General features: G+C 65.5%; 7 protein-coding genes. 4 read left to right on the top strand and 3 right to left on the bottom strand.

Going from position 1 to position 18,037, the window contains the following annotated elements:
• Positions 1–6 precede the first annotated feature (6 nt).
• A complete protein-coding gene (locus BLU48_RS13215) occupies positions 7–6,417 on the bottom strand; it encodes a non-ribosomal peptide synthetase (protein WP_057025319.1) in 6,411 nt (2,136 codons plus the stop codon).
• A 299-nt stretch (positions 6,418–6,716) separates the two neighbouring features.
• On the opposite strand from BLU48_RS13215, the gene BLU48_RS13210 reads away from it, so the two are divergent.
• From BLU48_RS13210 to BLU48_RS13200, 3 genes are read left to right on the top strand one after another with little or no spacing between them, the layout of a single operon-like run.
• On the top strand, positions 6,717–7,601 hold the full coding sequence (locus tag BLU48_RS13210; RefSeq protein WP_046072145.1) for an ABC transporter ATP-binding protein: 885 nt from the start codon (positions 6,717–6,719) through the stop codon (positions 7,599–7,601).
• The gene (locus BLU48_RS13205) at positions 7,598–10,660 is read left to right on the top strand and encodes an ABC transporter permease (protein ID WP_057025318.1); all 3,063 of its coding nucleotides are present in this window, start codon (positions 7,598–7,600) and stop codon (positions 10,658–10,660) included. The genes BLU48_RS13210 and BLU48_RS13205 overlap by 4 nt, the downstream gene beginning before the upstream one ends.
• Before the next feature lie 33 nt (positions 10,661–10,693).
• On the top strand, positions 10,694–12,841 hold the full coding sequence (locus BLU48_RS13200; protein WP_057025317.1) for a TonB-dependent receptor: 2,148 nt from the start codon (positions 10,694–10,696) through the stop codon (positions 12,839–12,841).
• Positions 12,842–13,491: 650 nt separating this feature from the next.
• Here BLU48_RS13200 and BLU48_RS13195 read toward each other — a convergent pair.
• Positions 13,492–15,489, bottom strand: coding sequence for a TonB-dependent receptor (locus tag BLU48_RS13195; RefSeq protein WP_231989038.1), 1,998 nt, complete (start codon positions 15,487–15,489; stop codon positions 13,492–13,494).
• 287 nt (positions 15,490–15,776) lie between these two features.
• Between BLU48_RS13195 and BLU48_RS13190 the strand changes: the two genes are divergently transcribed.
• On the top strand, positions 15,777–16,760 hold the full coding sequence (locus BLU48_RS13190) for a helix-turn-helix domain-containing protein (RefSeq protein WP_231989037.1): 984 nt from the start codon (positions 15,777–15,779) through the stop codon (positions 16,758–16,760).
• Positions 16,761–16,769: 9 nt separating this feature from the next.
• Here the strand turns inward: BLU48_RS13190 and BLU48_RS13185 are convergent, their stop codons facing one another.
• Positions 16,770–18,035, bottom strand: coding sequence for a carbohydrate porin (locus BLU48_RS13185; RefSeq protein ID WP_057025315.1), 1,266 nt, complete (start codon positions 18,033–18,035; stop codon positions 16,770–16,772).
• Positions 18,036–18,037 lie beyond the last annotated feature (2 nt).

Genomic DNA, 18,037 nt, shown 5'->3' with positions numbered 1-18,037 from the left:
CGGGCATCAGATGACGCCCTCTTCAATGGGGTGCGGGGCGGGCTGGCGCTCGAGGGTTTGCGCCACTTCGAGCAGGCTGGCGGCGCCGAACAACTGGCCCATGGGCAGTTCCACGCCGATGCGGCTGCGCAGCATTTCGAGAAAACGTGTGGCCAGCAGGCTGTCGCCGCCGAGGCGGAAGAAGTTGTCGTGGCGCGACACGCAGGGCACGTTGAGCAACTGCTGCCACAGCTCGGCGACCAGCTGTTCAGTGGTGCTCAACGGCGTTTCATCCAGCGTGGGGCGTGAATGGGCAGCGGCGGCCAGCGGCGCGAGCAAGGCGCGGCGATCGACCTTGCCGTTGCTGCTCAAGGGCAGGCGATCGAGCACCAGGATCTGTTCCGGGCGCATATACGCGGGCAGGCACTGCTCCAGGTGCAGGGCCAGCACTTCGGCGCAGGTGCTGGCAGCGACGGCGGCGAGCAAGCGCTGGTCCGCGACCAACGCCACGGCCTGGTTCACGCAGGGGTGAGCGGCCAGGGCCGCTTCGACTTCGCCCAGCTCGATGCGATGGCCGCGCAGCTTCACCTGGGTGTCAGCGCGGCCGAGGAATTCCAGCAAGCCGTCGGGGCGATAGCGGCCCAGGTCGCCGGTGCGGTACCAGCCGTTGACGAAGCGCTCGGCATTCAATTGCGGCGCATGGCGGTAGCCACGGGCGACGCCGTCACCGCCGATCCACAACTCCCCCGTGACCCAGTCCGGGCAGTCGCGGCCAAGGGCGTCCACCACGCGGTAAGCCTGGTTCGCCAGTGGCACGCCATAGGGGATCGAACGCCAGCCCGGCAGCGGCTGCCGTACCTCGAAATGGTTGGACCAGATCGCCGCTTCGGTCGCGCCACCGAGGGCGATAAAGCGGCAGTCCGGGGCCTGTTGCCGCAGGCGTTGCGGCAGGTCGAGGCCGATCCAGTCGCCTGACAGCAGCGCCACCTTCAGTGCCAGGGGTTGTTGCTCCACCGCGTTGGCTTCGAGCAGCATGTCGAGCAACGCCGGCACGCTGTTCCACAGGCTTACGCTGTGATGTTGCAGGGCCTTGAGCCAGGCGCGGGCGTCGCGGCGCTGGTCTTCATCAATCAACACCAGGGCGCCGCCCACCGAGAGCAGGCCGAACAGGTCATACACCGACAGGTCGAAGTCCAGGGCCGACAGCGCCAGGCCACGGTCCGAGGCGTCGACGCCGTAGCCGCGGTTGATCTCGGCCACGGTGTTCATCGCGGCGCGATGGGTGATTTCCACGCCCTTGGGCTGGCCGGTGGAGCCCGAGGTATAGATCACATAGGCCAACTGGCCGGCGCTCACGGGCAACGGCGCGTGCAGCGGTTCGACGCTTTGCGCCTGGGACGGCTTGAGGTGCTTGACCCCGGGTAATTGCGGGTCGTGCTCGGCGAGGATAAGGCTGACGCCGGCCTGTTGCAGGATGCGCTGGCAACGCTGTAGCGGTTGGTCCACACCCACCGGCAGGTAGGCCGCGCCCGCTGCCAGCACCCCCAGCACACTGGCGATCTGTTGTGGTCCCTTGGCCAGGGACACTGCCACCAGATCCCCGGTTGTCACGCCCGCGTCCATCAGGCTGCGGGCGATGCGCAGCGCACGCTCGGCGAGTTCGCCATAACTCAGGCGGCCATGCTCACCCCACAACAACGCCGGGCGTTGCGGGGCTTGCTGTGCGTGTTGGAAGAAGCCCTGGTGCAAGGTCGGGTCACCCGGTACGCCGGGGCCGGGGGCATTCAAGCGGGCGCGCAGTTGGGCCTGGGCCACTGGCAGCAGATCCGGCGGGGCGCTGTCCCAGGGGTGTTCGGCGAGCCAGTGGAGGCTGCCCAGGTAGGCGTCGAACATCGCTTCGACGAGGCCGTCGGGGAACAGGCCGACCACCCGGTCCCAGTTCAGGGCGATGCCGCCGTCGGCTTCCACCACCTGATGGTCGAGCCACACCTGTGGGGTCTGGGTCAGGCCGAATACCTGCCGGGCGAATGGGCCGTCCACCGGCGCGGCAGTGCCATCCGGCACGCCCAGGGCGCTGGTAAATACCACCGGCATGCTCGCCTGTTGTTCGCCACTGTCCCTCGCCAGTTGGCGCAACAGGCTGACGGAACCAATGCAGCGGTGCTCCAGGGCCTCGCCCAGATGCTGCTGGGTGCGCCGTGCACGGTCGATCCAGCGTTCGCCTGCCACGGGCACATAACCGAGCAGGGTCAGGGAGGTGAAATCGCCCATGATCTGATCGATCTGCGGGTGCACCGGGCGGCGATCGAACAGCGTGAGGTTCAGGCTCAGGTCCGGGCGCGCACTCCAGCGGCCCAGGGTTTCGGCAAACGCACAGAGCAGCACTGCCGAAGCGGTCAGGCCATGCTGTTGGGCGTTGGCCAGGATCGCTTGCCACGCCCCCGCCTTGACCTGCCCTTGCAGGCGTTCGAAGCGTGGTCGGCCCAGGCTGGCAGGATCGGTCGCCAGGGGCAGTTGCGGGTGTGGCGGCAATTGGGGCAGACGTGCCTGCCAGAAACGTTGCGCGGCGAGCCGTTCGGCAGGTTCCACGCCGGCCTGCAGCTGATAGTCGCGAAACGACAGTTCCAGCGGCGCCAGGGTCAGCGTCGGCTCGCGATACAGCGCGTCGAGTTCGGCGTAGAAACGCAGGATGCTCAGGGCGTCGAGGATCAGGTTGTCCAGGCTGATCGCCAGTCGCGTATGCCGGCCCTGGGTCACTGCCTGCACATCGAACAGCGGCCAGTGGGCAGGATCGAACACGCGGTGGGCACAGTGTTCGCGCAGGTCCTCGATGCAGGCGTAGCCTTGGCCGATCACGAAGGTCGGCACCACGGGGAGGATGCGCGCCTGGCCCGCTTGATCGAACACGGCGCGCAGCATTTCGTGGCGTTCGATCAGGCGCCCGAGTGCGTGTTGCAGGCGTGGCAGGTCGAGGTCCTCGACGTCGTATTCGCGGTAGAAGTGGCAACTCACACCGCCCAGCACCAGGCTTGGGTCGCGGCCCAGCCAGTAGGCCTGCTGCACCTCGGTGATGGGGAAGGGCGCATGGCGCTGGGCGAGGTCCGGCACCAGGGTGCGTGGTGGCTGGATATGGGCCTGTTGATGCAGGCCTTCGCAAAACTGCGCCAGCACCGGCTGGGCAAACACCCGGGCGATGCGTGCGCCGCCCAGGCCTTGCTCGGCCAGCAGGCGCACCAGGCGCGTGGCGCTCAGGGAGTCGCCACCCAAGGCGAAGAAGCTGTGCTCACGACAGACTTCACCACAGCCGAGCAACTGCTGCCAGGCGTGGGCAACCTGTTGCTCGATGGGGCCACAGGGCGGTGACAGCTGGTCCGGGGCGGCGCCGCTGTGTTCCGCCAGCCAGCCGTTGAGGACCTTGCGATCCACCTTGCCATTGGTCGTCAGAGGCCATTGCGCGCAGCCCAGGATCAGGCTGGGAATCATATAGGCCGGCAGATGCTCGGCCAGGCGCGGGAACGCCAGTGGGGTGGGTTGCGCTGGGCCATTCGCCAGGCGCACCACCGCCGCCAGGTGCTGGCCGGCGAGCAGCGCCACTGCCTGCTCGACGCCGGGGCAGGCCAGCAGCGCGTGTTCCACTTCACCGGCTTCGATACGGTAGCCGTGCAGCTTGAGTTGGAAGTCGGTCCGCCCAAGGAACTCCACCGTGCCGTCGGGGTGGTAGCGCGCACTGTCGCCGGTGCGGTACCAGCGCAGGCCCTGGTAGTGCACAAAGCGTTCGGCACTGCGCAGCGCATCGCCCCGGTAGCCCTCGGCCACCCCGGCACCGCCGATCCACAGTTCGCCGGCCACCCAGTCCGGGCAGTCATGGCCATGCGGGTCGACGACGCGCAGGCTGACGTTATCCAGTGGCTTGCCATAGGGCAGGCAATGCCAGTGCAGCGCCTGGCCGGGCACGACTTCGAACAGCGTTGAGTGAATCGCCGCTTCCGTTGCACCGCCCAGGGCCATGAAGCGGCAACCGGGGGCTTGGGCCCACAGGCGCGGCGCCAGCTGCGGCGCGACCTTGTCACCGCCGAGCAAGACGGCGCGCAAGGGCAGCGGCGCGTCGGCGCAGCCGAGCAGCATGTCGAGCAGCGCCGGCACGCAATTGAGCACGCTGGCGCGGTGCTGCACCGCCAGTTCGCGCCAGCGTGGCGCGTCGCGCTGGGCGTCGGGCTCGATCAGGATCACCGCCGCACCGCAGGCCAGCGGGGCAAACAGGTCGAACACCGACAGGTCGAATTCCAGCGCCGAGAGTGCCAGGACCCGATCATCGCGGTTGAGCTGCAAGCGTCGTTGCAGGTCCTCCAGGGTGTTGGCGGCGGCGAGATGGCTGATTTCCACGCCCTTGGGCTCACCGGTGGAGCCGGAGGTGTAAAGGATGTAGGCCAGGTCGCTGATTGCACCGCGGCGGGGTGCTTGCAATGGGCTAGCAGCGTCCGGCAACTGGGTGAGCAGCAAGCGCGCACCGGCGCCCTCGCAGATCTTGCGGCAACGTGCGGCAGGCTGGTCGACGCCGATGGGCAGGTAGGTGGCGCTGCACGCCAGGATGCCCAGCACAGCGATCACCTGCTCGGGGCCTTTGGGTAATTGCAGCGCCACCACGTCACCGCGCTTCACGCCTTGGCTTTCGAGATAGGCCGCGACGCCCAGTGCACGCTTGGCTAACTCGCCATAGGTGATGGCCTGATTGCCGTACAGCAATGCCGGCAGGGTCGGGGCCAACTGCGCTTGGGTGAAGAAACCTTCGTGCAGGCGCTCGACCGGCAACGCGGCGGGCTGGCCCTGGGCGGCACTGCGTACGCCAAGCTGACTGGCGGGAATCAGCGCCGGTACCGGCTGATCCCAGGCCGTGGCGTCATGGCACAGGCGCTGCAACAGGCCGGTGTAGGCGTCGAACAGCCCGTCCAGTACACCCTCGGCAAACAGCCCTTCACGGGCATCGAGGTTGACCAGGATGCCGCCGTCCAGTTCGGTGACCTGGGCGTCCAGCCACACCTGCGGGCCCTGGGAAATGATCCACGCCGGCTGGCCGAAACACTCCTGCACACCCTCGGCGAACAACTCCCCCAGGCCCAGGGCGCTGGTGTACACCACCGGCGCCAGCACTTGCTCACCGCGATGGCGCGACAGTTCGCGCAACACCTCGAGCCCGGAAAACGCGCTGTGGGCGGCGTCACCATGGAAGCGACGTTGCAACGCTGTGGCTCGGGCGGCAAAGGAGCCGGACACACGGCCATCCCAGGCCAGCAGGATCGACGAGGTGAAGTCACCGACCAGGCGTTCGACATCGGCATGCAACGGCGTGCGGTTGAACAATGGCAGGTTGAGCAGTAGTTCGGGCGTCTCGCACCAGGCGCCGAGGGCCTCGCAAAACACCGCTGCCAGGGCCATGGCCGGGGTGAGGGCGTGCTCGCGGGCATGACGCTCGAACGCCTGGCGCAGGGACGGCGACAGCCAGTGGTGACGGCGGCGCACCTGGCCTTCATCGCCCTGCATCTTGATCGGCAGGCGTGGGGCACCCGGCAATGCGTCCAGGCGCTGCAACCAGTAGTCGCGGGCTTGGCGATGGCGCTCACGGTGCTCAGGACTGGCCTGCTCCTCGCGCAGGTCGGCCAGGTAGCGCGGGAAGCTGTAGTCCAGCGCGGGCAGGGGCTGTTGGCGGTACAACTGCACCAGATCACCGAGCAGCGTGCGCAGGCTCAGGGCGTCGGCGGCGAGCATGTCGAGGTTCAGGTGCAGGCGTGTGCCCTGGGGCAACAGCGATAGCTGGATGTCCAGCACCTGACCGTGTTCCACCGCCAACTGGCGATGGGACAACTCGGCGCGCAAGGCCTGCAGTTGCTGTTGCAGCTGTTCGGAATCGGCCTGGCGCAGGTCATGCACCTTCAGCCCCGGCCATGGGCTGTGGGGCAGGATCTGTTGGCGGCCATCGTCGAGAAACTGCGCCCGCAACATCGGATGGCGGGCCAGCAAGGTCTGCACCGCGGCTTCCAGGCGGCTTGGGTCAACGCCGTGGCCGTCGAATTCGTTATAGAAGTGCGCGGCCACACCGCCCAGGGCTTGGCCAGGGGCGCGGCCGATCCAGTAGGCGTGTTGCATGGGCGCCAGTTCGAAGGGCAGGCCGTCGTCCGCACTGTGGTTGGCGGGGGCCGGGGCGACGGGGGCGGTATCAAGCAGCGTCAGCCACGTGCACAGGCGTGGGTCGGCTACCAGCTCGGCGAAACGCGCGGCCAGGCCCTGGCGCCGCCATTGGCCGGCGAGACGGATCAGGGTGACTGAATCCAGCCCCCATTCAATCAGGTTGGCCTCCAGGGGAATCTGTTCGGCGGGCTGCCCCAGGGCTTCGGACAGGGAACGGCGCAGCAGGGTTGCGGTTGAGGTGCTGGGAGTGGCCATGGCTCAACGTCTTCTCATCGCTAGGGCCCGGACCGGGGTTGGCCCAGGCGCTGGGGGCAGGTCATTGTGTGGAAGCAGATGCTAGTCATTCTCATTGTGGCGACTACCCCAATCGAATCGTTTTTGCCCCGTATCCGTTTGCCCGAAGCGGGTCAGGCTGCGGCGGTGGTGGGAGATAACGCCGGTCACTGAGCGGGATACGGTTGGAAAATGACTTGAATCGGGTAGAACCGCGTTGCCGGCCTTGACTACCGTCGCTCGCCGCCCTTTTGCAGGGCTCGTCCTTGATGGAGTTGTGGATGTCAGTCGATTCGGGTTTACAGGTGCGCGGCTTGTGCAAGCGCTACAACAATGGTGTCGAGGCGCTGCGCGGTGTGGACCTGAGCGTAGGGCCGGGCATGTATGGCTTGCTTGGCCCCAATGGCGCAGGCAAGAGCAGCCTGATGCGCACCCTGGCGACCTTGCAGCAACCGGACGCCGGCAGCATTCACCTGGATGGCGTGGATGTGTTGGCCGATGCCGAGCATCTGCGCCGTCGCCTGGGTTACCTGCCACAGCAACTGGGGGCGTACCCTGGGGTGAGTGCGCGGGATCTGCTTGATCGGTTTGCCTGGCTCAAGGGGCGTACCGACACCCGCCAGCGTCGTGAAGAAGTGGAGGGCCTGCTGGCCAAGGTCAACCTGCAAGACGCCGCGCATCGGGCGCTCGCCACGTATTCGGGGGGCATGTTGCGCCGCTTCGGCATCGCCATGGCCCTGATCGGCTCGCCGCGTTTGCTGATTGTCGATGAGCCCACCGCGGGCCTTGATCCGGCCGAGCGCAACCGCTTTCACCGGGTACTGGCGGATGTGGCGGCCGAGTCCATCGTGTTGCTGTCGACCCATATTGTCGAAGACGTCGAGAACCTGTGCAGCCGCCTGGCGGTGCTGGCCGGTGGGCGAATTATTGTCGAAGGCCGCCCGGCGGATTTGCTTGGCGCTGAGCAGGGTCGCCTGTGGGAGGCGTCGTTCGGCCGTGGCGAGCCACTGCCCGCCGCTTTGCACGTAGCCGCCAGCCCCGCCGGTAGCCGCGTGATCGTGCACGGCGAACGCCCGGCCGATCCGCGCTTCACCCCTCACGCGCCGCGCCTGGAAGACATCTATTACCTGGCGCTGGCCCAGGCCGGTGAGGCGCTCGAGGCATGAATACTTTTGCTCTGTTGATGCGCGAGGCCTGGGTGGAAGTCCGCGCCGGGCTGCGCAGCGGTATTCCGTTACTGGTGTTCCTGGGCCTGACCGGTTATTTACTGATGTCCCTGGCGAATGCCGACTACGTGCAGAAAATGGGCGCCAGCGACATTGCGCGCAACGCGCCGAGCCTGATCTACCTGATGTCCTGCGGGTGCATGTTCTTTCTGTTTTTCGCCTGGGCCTGGGTGTTCGCGCAACCGGCCTTGCGCGATCGCAAGGCGCAGTTGGAAGAGGTGTTGCTGGCTTTACCGCTGTCGCTGCCCGCGCTGCTGTGGGGACGTTTTATCGGCGCGGCGCTGGTGGGCGGCTTGCTCGCCAGTTCGCTGATCGTCGGCTTCCTGGTCAGCCCGGTACTGGGCTGGCTCGGCTGGGTGCCGGCCGCCAGTATCGGTGCGCCGATGTGGTCGGCCCTGGGGTTTGCCTGGGTCGCCTTGCTGTTGCCAGTGAGCACCGGCATCGGTGCGTTGTATTACCTGCTGGCGCTGCGCAGCCGTGGCCTGGCGGCGCCGTTCGGGTTGGCGACGGTGTTGATGCTGTTGTGGATGTTTGCCGTAGTGGTGCTCAAGGGCGGGCATATCAACCCGCTGCTGGCCGCCAGCCTGGACCCGTCATTGTTCACCTTTGCCCAGGCCCAGGTGGAGACCTGGAGCGCCGCGCAAAAGTCCCAATCGCTGCTGGCCCTGACCCCGGGGTTCTGGCTTAACCGTGTGTTGTGGTGCGCAGTGCCGCTGCTGTTGCTGGCTGTCGTATTGGCCCGCACCACGCGCCAGGGTTTGATGGGCAGGCGTAGCGGGGCGGTGTTGGCCGAGCCGCCGATGCTGCTGGCGAGCGGCGTGACCTTGCCTGGCCCGCTGGTGCGCAGCCGGTGGCCGCGAGCCCTGTGGTGCGAGGCGCGTTGGCAGGTACGCCAGCTGTTTGCCCGGCGCATCTGGTGGGTGGCCCTCGGATTACTGTTGGTGATGGGCGTGCTCAGTGGTTTTGTCCACGGGGTGTGGCATGCCCGTGGGCCGATGGTGCCTCGGGCGGATCTGACCCTGCCATTGCTGTCGAGCGCGTTGTTCCTGGTGATCGCCTTTATCGTCGCGGCGCTGGTCGGGCTGGTGTGCCGGCGCGATGACGTCGAAGGCTTGGGCGCCATGTTGCAGGCGACCCCGGCCCCGGTGTGGCTGCGCCTGTTGGGGCGGGTGGCATGTGTGTTGATGGCGACACTGGCCCTGGCGTTGGTGCCGGGCCTGGCCAGCTTGCTGATCAGTGCGATGGCCGCGCCCGACAGCCTGGCGCCGGGTTTTGTGCTGGTCTATCAGGCGCTGGTATTCGCGCCGCCGCTGGTGGAACTGGCGATGCTCACGGTGCTGGTGCATGCGCTGGTTCGCCGCTCCGGGCTGGCTTACGCCACTTCGATGCTGCTGACGTTTTTCCTGGTGCTCAACCATGAGTTGGGGCTGGTGAGTTACCCGCCCTATGCCATGGCGATCCCTGCGCATGTGGGGGTGTCGTTGCTGACCGGCTGGGCGCCATGGCTGGGGTTTCTGGCCACCTTGGCCAGCTGGAAACTCGCCGGTTGCCTGGTGTTGCTTGCGGTGGCGGCACTGGCCTTGCCCCGTGGGCCGGAGCGTCGTCGGTTGGGCGATGTGCGCCGCGGTTTGCTCGGTTTGCCCGGTGCGTTGCTGGCCTTGGGCATCGTCGGCTTGCTCGCCAGCGGCGTGCTCTTGCAGCGGCATCTGGTGGAGCAGGGCGATTACCAGTCCGTCGCCGAGCAACGTGCCAAACGTGCCGACTGGGAACAGCGCTGGCTGCCCGGGGCGAGCGCCTGGCAGGTGGCCGGTGGGCAGTTGCAGATGCAGGTTGATTCGGCGGCGCGGCAGGTCTTGGGCCAGTGGACGTTGGATGGGGTGGTCGCTGCCCACCTGGACGCTGAGTTACCGCCGGGCCTGCAGTTGACGGCGGTCAGCGTGATGGGGCGACCGGTCGCGTTTGAACAAGCCACCGCGCATCTGCGTGTGCCTTTGCAGGGTTGCGCGGCGAGTGGTTGCCAGGTGGTGTTGAACTGGACGCTGAGTGCTGACGGCTGGCCTGCCGAAGGCGAAGCGTTCTGGCTTGGGCCGCAGGGTGTGTGGCTGGAAGCGCGCCGCGTGGTGCCGCGCCTGGGGCTGGACAGCGAGCGACTGTTGCGTGCGCCGGCCCTGCGCAGCGAAGCTGGCTTGCCGGTCGCGGTGCCCCGGTTGCCAAGGGGGGCTGAGGTGGCGGTGGATGCGGTCGCACCGGCCGGACACTGGCAATGGCAGCTTGAGGTCGATGGCCAGGTCTTGACCGGCAGCAGCCTGGGCCCACTGGACTTCGCCTACGCCACGCCGCTTCGCAAGGATGCCAGCCGTGAGCACACCGCCCGTGAAGTGCAGGAAGACCTGGACCTGATGAGCGCCTGTGTGGCGCGACGTCTGGGCGGCCGCTCCAGCGTCGAACACCTGAGCCAATGGCCTGCAAGCATGGGCGCCAGCCGCTTGAGCCACGGCCATCTGCTGCTCAGCCAGTCGCCCAATTGGGACGTGGGGCCAGCAGGCGTCGGACGCTGGACACGCCGCGCCCATATTGCCGAACTGCTCGCCCGCCGCATGTTGACCGACGCCAGCGACCTGCGCCAGGCCCCCGGTTACCTGTGGCTGAGCCAGGGTGTGGCGGGGGCGCTGGGCCTGCTGTGTGTGGAGGATGCCGATGGCGCTGACGCCCGGGCCACGCTGGTCAAGCTGATGGCCGACGACCTGACCCGCGCCCTGGCCAGCGACGGCGAGCCCGTCGGCACCCTGGCCGATGCCCGCGAACAAGGCTGGGCCGCCAGCTATGCCGCGCTGGTCAGCCTCGACTGGGTCGCCGCGCAAACCCCCGAACATCTCACGGCGATGACCGCCGATGTCCGTCACGGCCAGGGATGGCCAACCGCGATCCAGGGCCTGCTGGGCGCGCCCTCCGATCCCGCGATTGCCGCCGCGCTCAAGCGCTGGGGGCCTGCGCAATGAAGTTGAACCATCCCTGTCTTTTGGAGTTTTGCCATGTCATCTGAACTGTCTATCCAGCCGCTGCGTCGTCCTCTCGGTTGGCGGGCCAACGTATTGACCCAAGCCATGGCGCTGACCTTGTCCAGCCAGATGTGTACGGCCTATGCCGCTGACCATCAACCGGCCGCCAGCGCCAAGACCATCGAGCTGGCACCGGTGACGGTGAGTGCGCGGTTGAATCAGGAGAGTGCCAAGGACATTCCGTTCGGCCTTTCGGTGCTCGATGGGCAAACTCTGGAGACCCGCCGCCTGCGCACCCTGGAAGATGCCCTGCGCACCACGCCGGGGGTGGAGGTGAACTCCTGGGGCGGCGCCAACGACGCCAACGTGCGTATCCGTGGGGTTGGCTCGCTGAACCAGATGAGCATGGACGACGGCTCGGTGGTGCTGAACGTGGACGGGGTGCCGATGTCGGTGCGCAACGCGGCCATGGCCACCCTCGACGTGCAGCAAATGGAAGTGCTCAAGGGCCCCCAAGGCACGCTGTTCGGGCGTAACAGCGAAGCGGGGGCGATCAATGTCACCACCCGTAAGCCTACCCGCGAGCTGGAAGGATATGTGCGCGGCGAAGCGGGCAACCAGGGCCAGTTCATGACCGAAGGCGCAGTGGGCGGGCCGCTGACCGAGTCCCTGGCCGGGCGTATTGCGGTGCGGCGCAGCGGCTTTGATAACTGGGTCGACGACCAACAGGACGGCGACCCCCTGACCAAGCCACGTGACCTGGCCCTGCGCGGCAGCCTGCTGTGGGACAACGACGAAGACACTACCGGCCTGCTGACCGTCGAGCGCCAGCGCGCCGACCACTACGCCGGCTCGGAGATCCTGCGGCCATTCGGCAATCGTCCCAGCCTCGACTACACCCCCGGCACCTTCGATAGCAACAAGAAGACCAACGAGCGTTATTCCTTCGAGCTCAACCACGACCTGGCCCAGGCCCGGATCACCTCGATCAGCGCCTACACCAGCACCGACTTCAAGGCGATCAAGGGCTATGATCGCAACATCACCCAGGCGTTGTACGGCCAACCGTTCGAGTACCTGGTCGAAGACGCGGCCCATGAGCGGGTCTGGAGCCAGGACCTGCGCCTGGGCTCGCTGGCGGATGCCGAGGTGTTCTGGGTGAGCGGGGTGAACCTGTCCCGTTCCGAACGCAGCTTCGATTCCACCAACTTCACCAACGGCGCCCGGCAAATGCGCGATTTCACCACCAACAGCTATGCCGCCTACGGCGAAGTAACCTTCCCGATTGCCGAGGACTGGAAACTCACCACCGGCCTGCGTCACACCTGGGATCGCAAGACCTACGGCGCCGACTACAGCAGTGGCGGCAACCTGGTCAGCGACAGCCGTCGCTTGCAGGACGACTACAACACCGGTCGCGTGGCCCTGAGCTATGCGTGGACGCCGCAGACCAACCTGTATGCGGTGTTGTCGCGGGGCTACAAATCGGCCGGGTTCAACGATTACGCCACCTCGGTCAAGGACAGCGAGCCCTACAAGGCGGCCAAGGTGAACTCCGCCGAAGTCGGCTTCAAGCATGAAAGCCAAGGCGGTGCGTTGAGCCTGGAAGGCGCGTTGTTTATCACTCGTGTGCAGGATGACCACCTGCTGGGGTATGACTTCAAGAGCATGGCCGTCAGCGCCGTGAATGCCGACACCCGCAGCAAAGGCGCCGAATTGTCGAGCACCTGGCACGTCACCGATGAGCTGACCCTGGGCAGCGCCATCAGCTACACCAACGCGGTGGTCACCTCCGATGCGCCAGGTGTTTCCGGTGGTGATGTGGCCAAGGGCAGCCGCGTGCCGGATGTGCCGTTGTGGAGTGGCAACTTCAGCGTGGCCTGGAACAAACCCCTGGGTGAACTGCTGGGCTTGCCTGCGCCGCGCTTGAACACCTTGCTCAACTACCGCGTGCAGAAAAACCGCCCGGCTGATCCGCAGAACCACTATGACCTCAAGGGTTACGCCAAGTTGGACTTGCACCTTGGGCTGGAGAGTGGGGGGTCGGAGGTTTATTTGTGGGGCGATAATTTGCTGGATGCGCGGTATGACCTGTATGGCGCGTACTCCACCGACACGGTGCTGACCGGGATGCCGGGGCGCGGGCGTTCGGCGGGGGTGGGGTATAGCTATCAGTTCTGAGGCGGTCACTGGGTGCAATGTGGGGGGAGCTTGCTCCGGCTGGCGACCTGACAACTGACTGATGCCCCACGATCTAAATGTGGGAGGGGGCTTGCTCCCGATGGCTACCTGACAGTTGACCAGGATGTTGGATCAGACCGAGTACATATCCATTATTTAGGTAATGGCCACTATTGGTTCCGCTTTTACAGCGGGTCACTTTGAAAAGCGCAAAGTAACCAAACGCTCTTGCCCCACCACTCGGCACCTCGCTTAGGCTCGGTGTGCCCGTAATCCGACATGTATTTGGGGGGCCGCCGCCACGCGCCATGGATGGCGCGGGGCGGCTAAACCGGCATCCCTGCCGGTTTACCCCCCAAATCCCTGTCGAATTCCGGCCAGCGTGGTTTGACGGGGCGCCTGAGATCAAAAGCAGATCAAGATCAAGAGCGGCTCGCTGCGCATCGTGGTTACTGACGGTGGCTACGTAAGAGTTGTGTAGATACCCATGTCCCGATGAGGGAGTGTCAGTGAACATATCCGAGGCTGACACACCGCCATCGGGAGCAAGCCCCCTCCCACATTTTTACCGAGTGCAGTCAATCAGACCGCCGCGAAATCAAGTCCTCTCCCACATTTGAACTCAGGACAGCCGGCTGAGTCGCGTCGGTTCAGAATTGATAGGTATAGCCCACGCCCACCGTCCGCCGCCGCGACGGCCCACCATAGGCCACCGGGTCACTGTAGAAACCATAGGTGTCATACGTCTGGTTCAACAGGTTGTCGGCAAACGCATACACCTCGCCAAACTTGCTCTCCAGCCCCGCCCTCAGGTCAAGCTTTTCATAGTTATCCAGATTGAAGTGATTCTGCGGATCGGCCGCGCGTTCGCCCACCAGGTGGTAGTTGAGGCTGGTGTTGAGGGTGGTTTCGCCGAGGCTGGCGAGGCTGCCCAAAGGATGTTTCCAGCTGGCGTTGAAGTTGCCGCTCCAACGTGGCACATCCGGGGTACGGTTGCCGGCGGCGACGTCGCCAGCCTGGATGCCTTGCACACCGCTGGTGATCTTGGCGTCGAGGTAAGTGGCGCTGGCGGCCAGGGTCAGGCCGTAGTCGAAGCGCCAGCTGCCTTCCAGTTCGGCGCCGCGGGTGCGGGTGTCGGCGTTGAAGGCGTTGGTGGCGAAGGTCGCGGCGTCGTAGCCGAGCAAGTGATCGTCATGCACACGGGTGTAGAACAGCGCGCCGTTGAGGCTGCCGCGACGGTCCTCTGTCTCGCTCTTGAAGCCCAGTTCTGCGGCCTTGCTGACGGCGGCCTTGTAGGGCGCGCTGTCGCTGACCTGGGAGGCATAGTCATTGAACCCCCCGGATTTATACCCCCGCGCCAATTGCACGTAGACGTTGGTCTGCGCGGTGATCGCATAACTCAGGGCAGCGCGGCCGGTGCCGTAATGGTCGGTGAGTTTGCGTGAGTCGTCCACGGCGCTCGAACCTGCGAAGTATTGGCCGTCGTAGGTCTTGCGGTCCCAGGAATGGCGGTAGCCGGTGGTGAGTTTCAGGCGTTCGGTGAGCGGGAATGTCACTTCGCCGTAGCCTGCATAGGTGGTGGTCGTGAAGTCGCGGAACTTGGCGCCGGAGGTGCCGTAGGTGTTGCGCGGGGTGTCGTAGCTGCGCTCGTTGCGGCTGGCGGCGACCCCAGCGACCCAGAACACGTCAGCGTCGGGCAGTGAGCCCAGATGCAGGTCCTGGCTCCAGCTGCGCTCGAAGGATTTGTCCACCACCCAGAACTCGCCGGGCGTGCCATAAAGCGCGCCCATCAACTTGCTGTCGTAGGCGATCAAGCCGGTGAAGTCGGCGGTGCCGGTGGCGGTGGTGGAGGTCAGGCGGCTGTTGGCGAAGTCGTGATCGACCTTGATCGTGTAGCGCTCGGTGGTCTTGTCATTGTCGTCGAACAAGCCAGGGGTCAGGTCCAGGCTCGGGTGGCTGCCGTAGGGGCGCAGTACCAAGGAGTTAGTGGCGCGCTCGGTCTGCTGGCGTTCGGCGCTGAACAGTACGTGGGTGTCATCGTTGAGGTCCCATAGCAGGCTGGCGCGATAGGCTTCATTGCGCGGTTTGGTGATGGGGTGGTTGGTCTGGTCGTTGTCGATCCAACTGTCGTAGCCGGCACGGCGCACCGCCAGGCGGCCGCTGAAGCTGTTACTGAGCGGGCCGCCGATGGCGCCTTCGGTGAGGAACTGGCCCTGCTGGCCGACTTCGCCACGTACATAGCCTTGCACGTCGCGGGTGGGTTGGCGGGTGGTGATATTCACCGCGCCGGCCTGGCCAATCGCACCGGACATAGTGCCCTGGGGGCCCTTGAGCACTTCGATGCGGTCGACATCGAGGGTGCCGAAACCCAGGCTGCGCGACGACACCGGCACGCCGTCGATGTTGAACGCCACCGAGCTGTCATCCATGGACATCTGGTACAGCGAACCCACGCCGCGGATCAGCACGTTGAAATCATTCGGTCCGCCTGAGGAATTGACGCTGACCCCGGAGGTGTTGCGCAGGGCGCTTTCCAGGGTGTCGAGGCGTTGGCTGCGCAGCTCTTCGCCGCTGGTCACACTGACACTGATCGGCACTTCCTTGGGGTCTTCCTTGGCCATGCGCGCGGTTACTGTCGAGGCGGGCAATTGCAGGGGCTCGTTGGCGGCGGCGAAGGCTGATGGAGACAGTGCCAGCGCAATCGCTATTGTTATAGTATTACATTTGTAGCAAGATTGGCGGGTAGCCGTCGTGTTGCATCGTGCAGACATGATGGGACCTTGACTGATGAATGCTAATCGGCGCGCGGTGCACAGGGGCAGCGGCGGTTTGGCGCAGCGTTTGCGGCGCGCCAAATGCTAATAATTATCAATTGCGCACATCTACCCCGATGTGATCTGATTCGAGCCGTATCCGGTCAGCCAGGAGATTTACGATGTCAGCCGTTCAAGGAGGCGCAGGGGAGCCGATGCCGGTCTCGCGAATCATTACGGGAGGGTATGGAAGCGATCTCGGGCCAGGGGCGCATTGCCGGGTCACCCGCATGACGCTGCAGGAGGGCCTGGATATCGTGCGTTGGCAAAGTACGTTCGAGCAGCCGGTGGAACTGCCGTTGCAGGACGACAGCGAATGTATTCACTTCAGCTTCACCAACCTGCTCAAAGGCAAGGCCGCGTGCAGCTTTCGCGATGGGCGTCGGCAACGGCGCTACGCGATTGACGAAGGCGCGGGCAGCATCAGCTATGGCCGCTGCCGCCATGGCCTTTATCACCAGCACGGCGAGATCGACAACATCACCGTCATGATTCGCCCCGAGCTGCTGGCCCAGTGGGAGCTGAAACTCGACCCGCTGCTGAATAAGGCACTGGCCTGCGAGCATTGCTTTTTGTACGGCCATCGCAGCGGTGAAATGAGCGCCACTGCGCACATGCTTGGCCTGGCCATGGATCAAGGCACCAGCCTGCCACCGGCCCAGCCACGCAGCAGCCTGTGGTTATACGGGCAAAGTGTCACGCTGGTGAGCCTGTTCCTGCAGGCACGCCAGGACGCTGAGTGCACCTGCCGGGTCAGCCACACTGACCGCCAGCGGCTGGTGCGGGCTCGGGATCGTTTGCTTGAGGATCTTGGCAAGGCGCCGAGCCTGTCGGAGCTGGCCCGCGAATCCGGCTTGAGCCAGCCCAAGCTTACCCGCGGGTTTCGCCAACTGTTTTCCAACAGCGTCTACGGAGTGTTCCAGCAGATGCGCATGATCCAGGCGCGCAGCCGCTTGATGAACGGCGATGAATCGGTGATGCGCGTCGCCTCGGATCTCGGTTATGCCAACGCCAGTCATTTCGCCACGGCGTTTCGCAAGCAGTTCGGGATCAACCCGTCGATGCTCAAGAACGGTGGCCGTGGCAAATCCTTGGGCGCCGGCTGACGCCGCCGCTCAGAACACCGCTTTGACCTGCAGGCCCAGCACCAGTGCGTTGTCGATGTTGTCACCGGAAAACGCCCCCGGCTCGATGATGTATTGCACATCCGGGCGCAGGGTCAGCCATGGCGTGGCCTGGTAGCCATAACTGAGTTCGATCAGCTGTTCGGCCGTGTCCAGGTCCGGGTAGGCCGTGCCTGCGTTGAACGCCGCCAGCTCCTGCACATCGCGGCTGCGGGGGTTGGGCACCGCACGGCCATAACCCAGGGCGACCGTATCCCGCGGGCGGCCTTCGAATGGCTTGTACAGCACCACACCCGCGCCATACCACTTGGTGAATGGCGACGCCGCTTCGCTGGCGGCGGAGTACTGGCCAAAGGCGTGCAGGCTGCGACCTTCCGATGACTCGGAAGCCCACACGGCCTGATCGATCAGCAGGTAGTGGCCACCACGGCCGCTGACTTTCTTATTGCTGCCGATGCGCTTCACATCAGAGCTGTCGTAGTAATAGCCCAGCTTGTATTCACCCGGCAGGGCGCCTGCGTGCTTGTAGATCAGCTCGATAGGCACCACGGTACCGGTGGTGTGCTTGGGGCCCACATGCCAGGCGCGGCTGGCGTTGCCGTTACTGGAAGGGTCGACATTGAACGCCGCCACGCGCAGCTGCCAGTTTGGCGAAAAGTCATATTTCACCCGTGCGCCCAAGTGCGCATTCGGGTAGTTGGCCCAACCGCTGCCGCCGGACATGTTCAGCGGATGCCCGCAGAAACCGGCGTTCATGAAGTTGCACAGGATGCCGCTGTCCAGGCCGCCCAGGTCGTTGCCCATGGCCATATAGCCGAGCTTCACATTCAGCGCGGGGGTGAACAGCGTGCGCTCGTAGCTCAGCTCGGTGAGGCGGGTGTAGAGGCCGCCGTAGTTTTCCTGGATCGGCAGGCGGTTGCCGACCAGATCCGCGGAGGCACTGTTGCCGCGGCGGTCATTGATGGTCAGCTGGATACGGTCGCCATTGTTGAAACCGTAGAGCTTGCCCAGGTCGAACTGCACGCCGAGCTTGAGGTTTTGCGAGTAGCGCGCCGAGCGATGCTGGCCGCCGTGGGCGTTGTAGGCGGTCTCGCCGCTGTAGTCGCCAGTTAATCGCACACCTTGTGCGTCGAGTTCGCGACGCAGGCCGCCCCAGTCGCCGGTCAGGGTAGTGTCGTCGGCTTGAGCGGGCAGGGCGGCAGCCAGGGCCAGGCCCAGCACCAGGCGGCCAAAGGAGGTATGAGAAGTAGGGGTCATGC

The organism is Pseudomonas synxantha, assembly GCF_900105675.1.
GTDB classification, from domain to species: domain Bacteria; phylum Pseudomonadota; class Gammaproteobacteria; order Pseudomonadales; family Pseudomonadaceae; genus Aquipseudomonas; species Aquipseudomonas synxantha.
This window is presented reverse-complemented; position numbering and strand designations above follow the sequence as displayed.

Excerpts from the sequence above, each read along its gene's own strand:
- BLU48_RS13190 (WP_231989037.1), top strand. The coding sequence starts at position 15,777 with ATGTCAGCCGTTCAAGGAGGCGCAGGGGAGCCGATGCCGGTCTCGCGA.
- BLU48_RS13215 (WP_057025319.1), bottom strand. The coding sequence starts at position 6,417 with ATGGCCACTCCCAGCACCTCAACCGCAACCCTGCTGCGCCGTTCCCTG.
- BLU48_RS13185 (WP_057025315.1), bottom strand. The coding sequence starts at position 18,035 with ATGACCCCTACTTCTCATACCTCCTTTGGCCGCCTGGTGCTGGGCCTG.
- BLU48_RS13200 (WP_057025317.1), top strand. The coding sequence starts at position 10,694 with ATGTCATCTGAACTGTCTATCCAGCCGCTGCGTCGTCCTCTCGGTTGG.
- BLU48_RS13210 (WP_046072145.1), top strand. The coding sequence starts at position 6,717 with ATGTCAGTCGATTCGGGTTTACAGGTGCGCGGCTTGTGCAAGCGCTAC.
- BLU48_RS13205 (WP_057025318.1), top strand. The coding sequence starts at position 7,598 with ATGAATACTTTTGCTCTGTTGATGCGCGAGGCCTGGGTGGAAGTCCGC.